This is a genomic window from Myxacorys sp. (assembly GCF_059501405.1).
The window spans coordinates 36278-49724 of sequence record NZ_JCACCM010000053.1; the positions used below are offsets into that span (position 1 = coordinate 36278).

The 13447-nt window shown below is 47.2% G+C and carries 11 protein-coding genes; 8 read left to right on the top strand and 3 right to left on the bottom strand.

Annotation, left to right across the window (positions count from 1 at the left end; translation table 11 throughout):
- The first annotated feature begins 102 nt into the window (after window positions 1–102).
- Window positions 103–1614, top strand: coding sequence for a bifunctional aminoglycoside phosphotransferase/ATP-binding protein (locus AC5I6P_RS05300; protein WP_495692714.1), 1512 nt, complete (start codon window positions 103–105; stop codon window positions 1612–1614).
- Between the two features lie 111 nt (window positions 1615–1725).
- The gene (locus tag AC5I6P_RS05305; RefSeq protein ID WP_495692715.1) at window positions 1726–2082 is read left to right on the top strand and encodes a hypothetical protein; all 357 of its coding nucleotides are present in this window, start codon (window positions 1726–1728) and stop codon (window positions 2080–2082) included.
- Window positions 2083–2260: 178 nt separating this feature from the next.
- Here AC5I6P_RS05305 and AC5I6P_RS05310 read toward each other — a convergent pair whose 3' ends face one another.
- Window positions 2261–2878, bottom strand: a complete 618-nt coding sequence (locus AC5I6P_RS05310; RefSeq protein WP_495692716.1) for a Uma2 family endonuclease — start codon at window positions 2876–2878, stop codon at window positions 2261–2263.
- Between the two features lie 219 nt (window positions 2879–3097).
- Between AC5I6P_RS05310 and AC5I6P_RS05315 the strand changes: the two genes are divergently transcribed.
- From AC5I6P_RS05315 to AC5I6P_RS05325, 3 genes are read left to right on the top strand one after another with little or no spacing between them, the layout of a single operon-like run.
- On the top strand, window positions 3098–5428 hold the full coding sequence (locus AC5I6P_RS05315; RefSeq protein WP_495692717.1) for an ATP-dependent helicase: 2331 nt from the start codon (window positions 3098–3100) through the stop codon (window positions 5426–5428).
- A 23-nt stretch (window positions 5429–5451) separates the two neighbouring features.
- Window positions 5452–5652, top strand: coding sequence for a Uma2 family endonuclease (locus tag AC5I6P_RS05320; RefSeq protein WP_495692718.1), 201 nt, complete (start codon window positions 5452–5454; stop codon window positions 5650–5652).
- Complete coding sequence (locus tag AC5I6P_RS05325) at window positions 5606–6016, top strand: Uma2 family endonuclease (protein WP_495692719.1); 411 nt, start codon at window positions 5606–5608, stop codon at window positions 6014–6016. Before AC5I6P_RS05320 ends, AC5I6P_RS05325 begins: the two co-directional genes overlap by 47 nt.
- Window positions 6017–6115: 99 nt before the next feature.
- Here the strand turns inward: AC5I6P_RS05325 and gap are convergent, their stop codons facing one another.
- A complete protein-coding gene (gene gap, locus AC5I6P_RS05330) occupies window positions 6116–7144 on the bottom strand; it encodes a type I glyceraldehyde-3-phosphate dehydrogenase (protein WP_495692720.1) in 1029 nt (342 codons plus the stop codon).
- A 371-nt stretch (window positions 7145–7515) separates the two neighbouring features.
- Between gap and AC5I6P_RS05335 the strand changes: the two genes are divergently transcribed.
- Window positions 7516–8154 carry a cytochrome b/b6 domain-containing protein gene (locus AC5I6P_RS05335; protein WP_495692721.1) on the top strand — a complete coding sequence of 213 codons (639 nt, stop codon included), beginning with the start codon at window positions 7516–7518 and terminating at the stop codon, window positions 8152–8154.
- A 560-nt stretch (window positions 8155–8714) separates the two neighbouring features.
- Window positions 8715–11930: a phosphorylase b kinase regulatory subunit alpha/beta gene (locus AC5I6P_RS05340; RefSeq protein ID WP_495692722.1), complete on the top strand. Its 3216-nt coding sequence runs from the start codon at window positions 8715–8717 to the stop codon at window positions 11928–11930.
- A gap of 23 nt (window positions 11931–11953) precedes the next feature.
- Here the strand turns inward: AC5I6P_RS05340 and AC5I6P_RS05345 are convergent, their stop codons facing one another.
- A complete protein-coding gene (locus AC5I6P_RS05345; RefSeq protein ID WP_495692723.1) occupies window positions 11954–12355 on the bottom strand; it encodes a hypothetical protein in 402 nt (133 codons plus the stop codon).
- A gap of 256 nt (window positions 12356–12611) precedes the next feature.
- On the opposite strand from AC5I6P_RS05345, the gene AC5I6P_RS05350 reads away from it, so the two are divergent.
- Window positions 12612–13283 carry a hypothetical protein gene (locus tag AC5I6P_RS05350; RefSeq protein WP_495692724.1) on the top strand — a complete coding sequence of 224 codons (672 nt, stop codon included), beginning with the start codon at window positions 12612–12614 and terminating at the stop codon, window positions 13281–13283.
- The last annotated feature ends 164 nt before the right edge of the window (window positions 13284–13447 follow it).

Here is a 13447-nt window from a genome sequence, read left to right on the forward strand (position 1 = left end):
GAAGACCAGGGAGCAATCCCTGGCTTTTTCGTTTTAGATAGCTCTTTGCCCGGAATACCCATTGCGATTAGCGCTCAAGGCGCAAACTCTGAAAGAAACGCTATGACAACCTCAACTCTGCCTCCTTTAGTCCAGTCCATGCTGCGCCCCCAGTTTTATCCACATGTGGTGACTGAACCGATTCAACTGGTGCAAACTCACATTTCTTATGTGTTGCTCACAGGTGAATTGGTCTACAAGCTCAAGAAGCCGATGAACTATGGCTTTCTAGATTTCTCAACCCTAGAGAAACGCAAACACTTTTGCCATGAGGAACTGCGGCTTAATCAACGGGGTGCAGCCGAGTTGTATTTAGATGTGTTGCCGATCGCTCAAGACGGGGAGAATTTTGTCTTGGATGGCGAGGGAGAAGCAGTTGAGTACGTCGTGAAGATGCAGCAATTTCCGCAAGAGACGCTGCTGAGTGAGATGTACGATCGCGGCGAACTGAGCGAGCAGCACCTCGAAGAACTCGCAAAAGTCCTGGCAGATTTTCACAAGGCGGCACCCACGAATGATTACATCCTCAGCTTTGGAGAGGTCGCGCAAATTCGTCAAGCGATCGATGAGAACTACGATCAAACCGTCAACTACATTGGCGTGGCTCAAACGCAGCAACAGTTTGACGAAACGAAGGCATACACCGACAAACTATTCGCCGAGCAAAAACCTCTCTTTGATAGTCGAATTCAAACCAAATGGATTCGCGAATGTCATGGTGATGTTCACCTCAGAAACATTTGCTTTTGGCACAACAAAATTCTTCTATTCGATTGCATTGAATTTAACGAACCCTTCCGATTCGTCGATGTGATGTTCGATATTGCGTACATCATTATGGATTTTGATGCTCGGAACCGTCCTGATTTGAGTAATTTATTTCTCAACGCCTACCTTGAGCAAACAGGGGACTGGGAAGGCGTGCAGGTGTTGCCGCTTTACCTCAGCCGTCAAGCGTATGTACGGGCAAAAGTCACATCATTCTTGCTCGGTGATCCGGGCATTCCAGAGGCTGTACAACAAGAATCAAAGGAAACGGCGAGTCGTTACTATCAGCTCGCGTGGCACTACACGCAGCAGAAGACAGGCAAGCTAGTCATGATGTCTGGGCTTTCTGGCTCAGGCAAAAGCACTACAGCTCGAACCTTAGCCCGTCAGTCTGGAGCAATTCAGATTCGTTCAGATGCGGTTCGCAAGCACTTAGGCGGCGTTGAGCTAGATGCAAAAGGCGATGCGTCGCTCTACAGTTCAGAGATGACGCAGAAAACCTACGATCGCTTACTTGACCTCGGCATCAAGTTAGCGGCTCAAGGCTATACCGTGATTTTGGATGGAAAATATGATCGCCAAGCCACGCGATCGCAGGTCATCCAAGCAGCTCAAACCCATCAAATTTCCCTGGAAATTCTTCATTGCACTGCGCCAGATGAGGTATTGCAGCAACGGGTTCAACAGCGTCAAGGCGACATCTCTGATGCAACAACTGATGTTCTGTCTAATCAACACATGGAGCCGTTTACTGATGAGGAACAGCCGTTGGTGAAGACGATCGATACGGCTAGGAAGGAGGGATAAGGGATGAGGGATGGATAAGCAGATTATCTTTCATCCCTCTTCCCTCATCGAATCTCCTGTCTGAGGCTTGAAATTCGCTGTATCCTGTCTAAAGTCGCAAAGGTAACGATCGTGCGTAGACAGCCCATCTCTAAAGGGTTTTCAGCCGGGTTGCAGATCTGGCTTTTGTTTTTGCTTAGCCTATATTGGAGTGGTTATTCTGCGCTGCTCAGCATTGCGTTAGGAGCGCTAGGCGGCTTAGCGAGCGGCTTGATTGTAGACTGGTGGCTCAGCAAAGACGAAAGAACAGAACCCGATCCGAAACTCATCGACGAAGAAGGAACCGAAGCGATGACTCGCGATCCTTCCGACAGAGCCAATCGTAGGCGCCGCCGAGAGGCTTCTGCCTTGCGCTATCGTCAGCAGCGACGAATGCGATCGCGCGCCTTCAATTGGAAGTTCTTTAGACGAAATAGAGATGATTCTTAGTCAAGCCGGAATTTAGTCAAGACGGAATGTAGCTACTTTAAGCCAAAAAGGGCTGAGCTCGACTTAGTCCATTAGGCGGCATAGCAAAGCGGCTTCAACCAGCAGGCAAAAGCGCGGCTTGGCACTTTAATCAGGTTGGTATCTGAGCCTGACCTATCAAAAAGTCGTGGTGCCCATTTCATTGTCCTGCCGCGAAAACCTGTTCTGCGGTCAGTTGCAGATCTGGGAATGTTGGAGAAATGATACGATCGCTGCCTCGAAACTGACGGATTTCATATTCTCCATCGACTAGTTCACAAACCGAGAGGGTCGGTTGCTTAGGATTGCCGATATAACGTCTACCGCCTAAACCCAAATAATCAACCTGCCAATATTCAAGGATCTCTAGCGCTTCGTAATCTGTGAATTTGTGGGCATAATCATCTCGCCAATTGGTGCTAACCACTTCGATGATCAGTCGTGCAGACTTCCCTTTGGTAATAACCGATTCTTTCTCCCACTGCGGATCGTCTGCGATCGTCTGTCTGTCCAACACAATCACATCGGGTTCATAGCCCGATTCTCCATCAATTGTTCTAACGATGCACTCTCTAGGAATGAAGTAGGAAAGGTTCATTCGCCCTATTTCAACAAACAGCGATCCGCTTAAGAACCCTGCAACATCAGAATGTTTGCCTCTTGGTTTTGGCATTTCAACAATTACCCCACGATGCAATTCGTAGCGAGTCTCTGAGTTTTCTGGATACCAAGCGATAAACTCATCAAACGCAATCGATTGTGCAAGAGCTTGAATCATAGTGTGAAGGCACAACAAAAATAGGGAGCGATTTGCAAATCAGTAGCGCTGCTGAACACTGAAATCTGCTCTCCTAGATAATAACGCTTCTAGTTTTCTCCAATGAATTAAGCCTACAAGAATCACTCAACCTTAGTTTTCATCCATTCAGTCGCTACATCTGCTAAAACAGTTTTGCAGGAAGTCTAGTAGGATTAGTGCAAGTGATCTATTGTGCTTATGTCTGCTGATACTTGGCTCACCTCAGATGCTCCATCAACTAGACGCGACGATCTGCTGCGATCGCTTCGTAACACATTGCGTCCTGGACAGCGCGAGATTGCCGATTGGCAAAGCGGGCGCTTAGCTGTCTCTGCCGTGCCTGGAGCCGGAAAATCAACCGGAATGGCTGTTGCTGCCGCCTTTGCGATCGCGCGTCATCAACTGCATCCGCGCCACCAATTAGTCGTCGTCACCTTCACGCGATCTGCTGCCGCAAACATCAAAGCCAAAATTCGCAAACATCTAAAGGAATTAGCGCTGCCCCAAGGGGGCTTTGTCGTTCACACCCTGCATGGATTGGCATGGGCGATCGCCCGAAGCTACCCAGAACTATCGGGCTTAAATCCAGATGCAGTCTTGATTACGCCGACTCAAGGACATCGGTTAATTCGTACTAGCGTTGAGCAATGGTTAGGCCTGAATCCAGCGTTGTATCAACGGTTGCTTGAAGGCAGACAGTTTGATGGAGAAGAAACCGAGCGATTACGACGGCAATCAGTTCTGCGAACAGAAGTGCTGCCCGATTTAGCCGCAACAGTGATTCGAGAAGCAAAGAGTTCTGGATTGACGCCGCAAGATTTGCGAAATTGCGAGGTAGATGATGAGTATTCAATTCTCGCGATCGCAGCAGGACTCTATGAGCAATATCAAACTCAACTGAAAGCAAGAAATTTGATTGATTATGATGAGATGATTTTAGGAGCATTGCGAGTATTAGAGTATTCAAATGTGCGCGATTCGCTTCACGAAACTCCAAAGCATCGTTGGCAAACTCAAGTCTTTGCGGTGTTTGAAGATGAAGCTCAAGATTCAAGTCCATTACAAACGAAATTACTAGAAATTCTATCCGCTGATCCCACGAATTCTTCTATTCAAAACTTAGTGCGCGTTGGCGATCCAAACCAAGCGATTAACTCGACCTTTACGCCTGCCGATCCGGTTTTCTTCCGTGATTTCTGCCAAACTTGTGCCACTGAAAATCGACTCGCTGAAATGAACCAAGCGGGTCGTAGCAGCCGCGCGATCATCAACGCTGCAAATTTTGTTCTCACCTGGATTAATCGTAAGTACGGCAAACCTTCCGATTCTGCTACCGAGGCAGAAGCACCATTCCGTCCACAGGCGATCCATCCAGTTTCCGCAAACGATCCGCAAAAAGATGCTAATCCTGCTCCTGAAGGATTGGGACTCGAACTGCACACGCCAGATAACGTGTATCAAACCGTGGAAATGATTGGGCAAAGGGCGATCGCGCTCTTTCAACAAAACCCCAACACCTCGGTAGCGGTGCTCGTGAGAACGAACGAACAAGGGCGATTTGTCGCTCAACAGCTTGCTCGGTGGTATGACGAAAAATTGAGCGTGTTTGAAGTCGGACAGCGCGATCGCCAATCTCACATTCCGGGCGAAATTCTGTCTCTCTTGCAGTTTCTCGATCGTCCTCATTCGTCCGACAATCTCAAAGCAGCATTGTCAGTATTAGTTGGACGGCGACTTATCCCTAACCAAGATCTCAACGCGCTGATTCTGTTCCCCGAACAGTTTTTGTATCCCTCTCCACTCGATCCACCACAATCCCCGACTGTTCAACAGTCTAGTCGTTATTGCATCAATTTACTGAGAGCCAGAATAGAACTTCCGCTCTATCAACTGATTCCCTTTCTCGCTTACACGCTTGACTATGATCAAACAGAATTAGCAACAGCAGATAAATTGACTGAGCGAATCATGCAGCAAACTCAACAGAGTTCGCTAGGAGCAATGCTAGAGGTGCTAAACGAAATTGTTAGTTCCGAACGGTTTGAACCCGTTGAGGCGGAAGATGACGATCGCTATATTCGTCCCGCACAGATCACAATTATTACAATGCACAAAGCCAAAGGGTTAGATTGGGATTATGTGTTTCTGCCGTTTTTGCATGAAAACACGATTCCGGGATCGCTCTACGTGCCGCCGCTCATGCAGTTTTTGGGAGATTTTACCCTGTCAGAAGTAGCGAGATCGCAGATCCGAGCGATCGTTCACAACTACCCCATTCCCGGCACGGAAGAAGCTTGGGAACGCGCAGGCTATCTCAAAACAGCAGAGGAATTTCGCTTGCTCTACGTCGCGATGACTCGCGCCAAACGATTGCTGTGGATGTCGGCGGCAAAACAAGCTCCTTTCGCTTGGAGCAAACCAGAGAATTTGGACGAGCGTAAACCGTGTCCCGTTATTCCTGCATTAAAAGAACGCTTTCCGCTCTCGGTGATTGGCGGCTCGGATGAAGATGATAACGTAGAGTTCTAGAGAATCTTTGAGAGGCGATAGATATGGTTCAGACTCCCGCTAAATCTCTCACGTTAGAAGAATTTTTGGCGTTGCCGGAAACGAAACCCGCCAGCGAATATTTTGATGGTCGAATTAGCCAGAAGCCAATGCCACAAGGAAAACACAGCACAGTTCAACGGGATCTTACCAGTTGCAATGGAGTTGAAGTTAAAGCCGAAACGCATTGCGCGAGCTTATCCTGAGTTGCGATGTACCTTTGGTGGGCGCTCAACGGTTCCAGACGTGACAGTATTCGTTTGGGATAGGCTGCCGCGTGATGAGAACGGCGAAATTGCCAACTCGTTTGAAATTGCGCCTGATTGGACAATTGAAATTTTATCTCCCGATCAAAGCCCAACCAGAGTCATTAAAAACATTCTGCACTGCCTTGAACAGGGAACTCAACTCGGTTGGATGATCGATCTATATGAAAAAATTGTATTTGTTTATCATGCTGATCGCCCGACTCAATTTTTTGATGTGGCAGAACAGCAAATTCCTGTGCCTGATTTTGCCAATGAGTTTCGTCTCACAGTCGGAGAAGTGTTCGGGTGGTTGTCGGATTAGAGCTTGAGTTTAGATGCTCAATTACTTATCCAAAATTTTTCTGATCGTGTTTGTAAACGCGCGATCGCACCTTCATTTCGAGAGCGATCGCGCATTTACTTAGTTCAAGATGCCGTCTTTTTGTGCGATCGTCATCATCAGATCAATCACTCGATTGGAGTAACCCCATTCATTGTCATACCATGACACGACTTTGAAGAAATTGGAGTTGAGTTCCATCCCTGCGCCCGCATCAAAAATACTAGAGTGCAGATCGCCCTGGAAATCAGTTGAAACCACCTCATCTTCTGTATATCCCAAAACGCCCTTTAGCGAGGATTCCGAGGCTTCCTTCATCGCGGCGCAGATATCTTTGTAGCTCGTCGCCTTCTCGGTTTTGAACGTGAGATCCACCACAGACACATCGGGAGTCGGAACGCGAAACGCCATGCCTGTCAGTCTGCCTTTCAGTTCAGGCAGCACCAATGTCACAGCTTTTGCGGCACCTGTTGCAGCAGGAATGATGTTTTGCGATGCACCGCGTCCGCCGCGCCAGTCTTTTTTGCTGGGGCCATCGACCGTGGGTTGCGTTGCTGTCATCGCATGAACCGTGGTCATCAACCCTTCACTCAGCCCAAAGTTATCATTCAGAACTTTCGCGATCGGCGCGAGGCAATTCGTCGTACAGCTGGCGTTGGATACGATCGTATGGGTGTCAGGATCAAATTCGTGATGATTCACGCCCATCAATAGCGTTTTGACATGCTCTGGATCTTTGGTCGGAGCCGAAATCACAACACGCTTTGCACCGGCTTTGACATGGTTTGATGCCCCTTCAAAATCGGTGAAAAACCCCGTTGCTTCGACCACATAATCTGCGCCCAATTGATCCCACGGCAACTCTGCCGGATTGCGGATAGCCATGCAAGGAATGAATTTATCATCCACCACGATGCCATCTGCTTTCGCTTCGACTTTACCCTTGTATATGCCGTGAGTTGAGTCGTATTTCAGCAAGTAAGCTAGATTGTCTGGAGGAACCAAATCGTTGATGCCGACAAATTCGATGTTGGGATTGGCAAGTCCTGCCCGAAACACCAATCGGCCAATCCGACCAAATCCGTTGATTCCTACCTTAACGGTAGTCATAGTGACTGCTCCTAAAACTTGGTACCTAAATCTACTCAGTGGGAAACAAATCTTTTTCAGATTTCTAAACACGTTACCGCACTTTTTAGAGATAGCTGTAGGACGTAATGTTTTGATCCGTTCTGGTGAGATGAGAAATAGGTCAGTGAAGTGGGGACAGCGATCGTTAAGAAATTAATCTAATAGAGAGTTTGCACCTTGTGCGCTTCGCCTCAAGTTTCGTTTGGCTTTGTGAGCAAGTACCCTGATTGTACTAAATCAGCATATATTTCTTTCTGGACAGTATTCTGTATATCTTCCAAATAGCGAATATGCTTAGCTCTAGAAGAACCACACGCTAAACTAAATCAGCCGCTTAGAATTACCCGACGATGCCTCTCATTAAGCCCTATCAGCCAGTATTTTTGCGAATTCTTCATAGCGCGAATGGAGTGCTGGTTTTTGCCGCGGTTCCTGCGGAGTTGCGCTTTGCGCTAATCGCATCGGGTTTTCTAATCTACAACACATTTGATTACCGCTTTGGAAAACTTCCTTTATCCAGGATTGACACGATTATTAGCATTCACGCGAATCTTGGATGGGGTTTATTTGCGATCGTTCTAGCGTTTGCGCTTTACGGCCTAGCCTTCGGGAACAAACGCCTCATTCAACGAAATTCTCTAGAGAAGTTAACCAAAGTTGGGAAGCCGATTTGGTGGTACACCCTGCACCGACTGGTAAACACTGTGCTTCTCCTAGCGCCACTCGTTGCGATTAGCGCAAAGCGCAACTCCGCAGGAACCGCGACCGGAAACCGAACGCAGGCAGACTGGCTATTGAGTGGTGATTTACTTCATCCCATCTACTCACTGCATCTGCTGGCTTGGGCAACGATTGTGATTGCTCTTGTGTTACATGTGCTGATGGGCTTAAAAGTAGGCGGAGTGCCACTGCTGCTGCTGTCGATCGTCGATTGGAGAATTCGCTCCAATGACCTAATTAAGCAGTGGTTTAAACAACGGCGCGATTGATTTGTTGTCTTTGGACTTTAGTGGTAAATCTCACAAGACTGAGCCAATTGGGTTACTGATTCTAGGTTGCTTTGTTAATAAGGTAAGCTACGTTTGGGTAAATAGAACGTTGATTTATAAGCAACAATATTGTAAACACTGGTTATAATAGCCAGAGACAAGAATTATTTAATCAAATCAAGTGAGGCGCCAAACAGCGATCGCATACAGTGGCAAAATCGAAGCTCACTACCGACTCGTGCTACCAGAACTTAATTAGGGTTATCTTGATCACAGATTTTCTTCATGCTGATTCACTGCATCTATTCTGAAATTCAATGAGTTTCAGTTTACAATTTTCGGTCCTAGGCTAAAGCCAGACATCTTCAAGGTAGAATCTAAAATCTCTACTTGAAATGTTCTTATTAAACTCCACTACACAAGTGATTGAACTAGAGTTCTTATATTTATGCACCACCCTAACCAATTCTAAACCTAAGCACTTTGAGATTTGGACGTAAGACAATTTTTTGGGGCAACCTGTTTAAGGCGTTCTTCAGCGTCTCGCTTTGAGGTGAAATATGACCAACCAAGCTTTAAACGTAGCGAACCGGCTCGATCGCTACTATCAGCAAGTGCATTCTGTGATCCTGAGCCGGCAAAATCCGATTTCAGGATTGCTGCCTGCCAGCACGGCGGTTAATGCTCACGGCGATTATACCGATGCTTGGGTGAGAGACAATGTGTATAGCATTTTGGCGGTTTGGGGCTTGGCGTTAGCGTACCGAAAACGGGACGACCGAGGACGCACGTACGAGCTAGAACACAGCGTTATTAAACTGATGCGCGGTTTGTTATTTGCGATGATGCGGCAAGCCGATAAAGTCGAAAAATTTAAAGAAAATCAAGTCGCCTTGGATGCGCTTCATGCCAAATACGACACTGCAACCGGGTCAACTGTGGTAGCAGACGATCAGTGGGGACATTTGCAGCTTGATGCCACTTCACTGTTTCTCTTAATGTTGGCACAGATGATCAATTCTGGGCTATCAATCATCTATACAAACGACGAAGTTAATTTTATTCAGAACCTTGTCTACTACATTGGCAGAACCTATCGCACTCCCGATTACGGAATATGGGAACGGGGAAACAAAATCAATCACGGCAACCCTGAACTGAACGGGAGTTCCGTTGGAATGGCGAAAGCAGCGCTGGAAGCCATGAATGGATTAGATCTTTATGGGGTGCATGGCGATCGCGCTTCCGTCATTCATGTGTTGCCCGATGAAATCGCCCGCTGCCGAGTCACGCTAGATTCACTGCTGCCACGAGAATCAAGCTCTAAAGAAGTAGACGCAGCGCTGCTCAGCGTCATTGGGTTTCCAGCCTTTGCGATCGAAGATACTGAACTCGTCGATCGCACCCGAACTAAAATTATCGATTTACTTCAAGGCAACTACGGCTGCAAACGGTTTCTCCGCGATGGACACCAAGCGGTACTAGAAGATCACACTCGCTTGCACTACGAACCGTGGGAGTTGAAGCAGTTTGAGCATATTGAGTGCGAATGGCCTTTGTTTTTTACGTATTTGGCATTAGACGGAATTTTTCGGGGCGACCGCACTCAGGCGCAAGATTATCTCGATCGTCTCGCTAAAATCACGGTGCATCGAGATGGACTGGATTTGGTGCCCGAATTATATTACGTGCCGGAGAGCGCGATCGCAGCCGAAAAACAACATCCTCACACTCAAACGCGCCTCCCAAACGACAACGTTCCACTTGTATGGGCGCAGAGCCTTTATATTCTCGCTCAACTGCTGCAAGACAGTCTAATTTCGGTGGGCGATATTGATCCATGCGGACGGCATCTGCGGCTAGGACAACGCCGTAAAGCTACAATACAAGTCGTACTGATTGCTGAAGATGAAGCATTACAGGCAAGACTTGCTGCAAATAATATAGAAACGCAAACGCTAGAACAAGTCGCACCAATTCAAGTTCGCCACGCTAGAGAACTCGCAGCCGCCTATACGCAAATTGGGCGAAATGACAAACTTGGGTTAACGGGTCGTCCTCAGCGACGAATGCGAAGTTTAACAACCTCTCGCGTCTATAAAGTTCGGGGAGAAACGATCGTGTTTCTGCCGTCATTTCTGGAGCCTGAGCGGTTTTATCTGACGTTGGACTATCACTTCTTGGTTTCCAACATCAAAAGCGAGATGGCGCACATTCATCGTCATTGGCAGCATTTGGGCAGACCAACGGTAACGCTGCTGCTCACAAAAGACATGTTAGAACTGGGTCGAGAGGCGCTCTTAGATCTCGTTCAAGATTTGCATGGAGGGCGCTGTGGAGACATCCCGGTTCAGTTAGGACAACTTCGACAATTTATTCTCACTGCCAGTACAGAGCGGATCGATTATCTTCACGATTTCCAATTTGAATCGACTTCTGTGGCTGAAGTTGGAATTTCAAAATTTTATCTAGCTCACGATCCTCAGAAGACGCAGCCGTTGAACTTTATGCAGGAGTTTCGGCTAGACTACGAAGCGGATTTTCCCTTGCTAATTCAAAATCTGCGCGAGTCAGAGAACCTCTATGAACAAGTGGAAATTCTCAGCACGCTAGTCCGTCTTAGAGGATTGGACTCAACGGTAGACTTGGGTGCGCCTGTAACCGTGCACGATCTATTGAATGAAATCTATACCAGAGCGAGTAAAGGAAACGCTGCACGCTCGCCTTACTGGAGCATTGTTCGTCGGGTTGCAGGATTGCTCGACAAAGTGGATGTCGGGTTGTCAGATGCCGTCACTGACATTCTCGTGCGTCAGAAACAAATTTCGGTGGGTCGTGCCTACAGCGAGGCTTCGCTAATTGTGCAGCCGTTGCCACACACAGAAGTTTTAGAAAAAATTCGCAACTTTTGCCGTGAAGATAATGGCGATCGCGTCCTGACTCAAGAAATCCTCGTCTATCTCAGTTTGCTCATTAAAGCCGAACCCCAATTATTCAAAGGCTTGCTGACCCTGCGGGTTGGCTATCTGATCTTGCTCATGACCAGCGATCTTGCCCGTGAGTTAGACGTGACGCAAGACGAAGCTTACGAACGGTTGATGCGATTGAGTCCATTTGAGATCAAAACCCGACTGCATGAAATTTTGGTTGGATACGCCGATTTGAATCAAGCGTTATTTAAACAAGAATCGCTGAAAGTAAAACTTCCCGATCGCGGCATCGATTGGGTTGTCGTTTCAGATGAACAAACAGAGATTGAACCCGCCAATCAAAATTGGCGACGCAAACGACAACTAGAAGGAGCCGTCAATCGTGTCCCTAAAGATTTCTATCCGGGTGTATGGAAGTTACTTCATCATTGCAAAGGGTTAGTGATTGGTGACAAGCTCGAACGACGCAATAGATTAGATAGTGAATCGTTAATCACTGAAATGACAGCAGGAGAGAAGAATTTTGCGCTGAAAGTGGAACACCTGTTGAACAAAATGCAAGCGCCAGAATATCGCCAAGTTAATGTCGAAGCGCTGATGGAACTTGCCGCGATCTCAGCCCAAAACCCAGACTTTAAAGTTGAAGAGTACATCGTGATGGACGTTCTGGTCGGTCACGCGGTTCGTCTCGCTTGGCTGGAAAATCATGCCGATCACGCCGATCGGTATGATGAATTTAAAGGTTCTGCATGGCGATCCTTCTATGAAACGTCGCCTTACGACTGTGCAAGATATGTGGCAAAAGCACTGCAATTCCTGACTCAGTTAGGACAAGCCGTCGCTTAGCGATCGATAGAGAGTCTCGTCGTTCAGTCTGGCTTACGCACTCGTTCTTCGATGTCTTCTAGCGTCTGAATGACGAGTCGTTTGGCTTGCAGCTTCCAGCCGAGTCTTTGAACGTAGATTGCGATCGCGCCGCCTACGATCGTTGCTGCAAAATCGATTGGTTGCGAAAACGAAATACCGAGCAGCAGCCCCAATCCGGCGATTCCCCAAAACGGAAGGGCAACGCTTTGACGTTGGGTTTCTACAATTTTATTAAACGAATCGGTCGGCATTTCAGCCAGTAGTTGCTCTTTCACCTGCTGTTGTTCCTTCGCCGACACCGAAAGCCCAATTTTGCGCCGTAGCTTCTCGATTTTGCGGGCATCGGTGCTGTACTGCGTCAGCTCATCTTCTGCCATTAGAATCAAGCGGTCATACTGTCCCATTCATTCACCTCTCATTCGCTTCTTCTATTCTTCATCAAATTTGTCATTTAAGTAAATGTACTAGCTAGGTAACATGCCCTGGTGTCGAAGTGGGACTAAGCTTTGGCTGCAAACAACACAAAATCTTTAATGAAAATACCTAGAAACAACAAATTGCTGCAAAGCATCTAAGTAATAATAAGGATATCAATCAGCGGCTTTATACCGTAATATCACCAGCCTCTCAAGCTGGACTAGCGACTAACGGGAATAATTTATGAATCCAGATAATGACATCGCATTAATTCAAAAGTTTGTTCAAGGAGAACTCTCGCTACTGGCTAATCAAAATCTACGAGTGGAGCCAGCTTTTGATACGGCGCAACTGTTGTCCAAGAAAGGCGGACTTTTAGCAACCGCGAAGCTTGTCGGTCAAATTCGCTCAGTGTTAGTTCGCCAATCTTCTACCTATCAAGAGCTAATCAATCGAATTCTAGTCGAACATCGCTACATTCCCATCAGTGTGAACGAAAAGGGCTTTGTGGAATATGAGCGTCGCCCGATTCCGCCTGGATATGAGCTAAACAGTACAGAAGTGAGACAACTCTGGAAGATTTGGCGCATTTATTACAGCAAAAAAAAGGATCAAGCTCCACTGCTCGTCCTAACGTCGCAAGGGTGGGAAGCGGTTCGGACGATCGCATTTAGTCAGGAGAACTTTTTTGTTCAACTGGAAACCGATGAGTTGATGTTGCAGGTCAGCGATCGCATCGTTTGGCTCAGTCCTGTAGAAGAGGAAGAAGCAACTCAGATTTTCACCCCTATTGCTCCTGTCGATCGCAATCTTCAGGCTGAGAGAAAGGCTAATGCCGCAGATGTTCCCTCCGACCAGGCACCCATGTCTGAAACGCCGCAATTTGAAGGCTTTAACGATTTCTACAGGGTGTAATAAAAGCTAGGCTTTATGTTGCACTCCTATCAAGTTGTGACTCTTCTGCAAGGCGATCGTTCATAGCTTGCGAATCGTAGCCAGTTTTTGTGGTGAAGGCAGGCATTGAGGGTATCGTCAACTTAACCGGGAATATTCGAAATTAAGTACGATAATCCTTGAAC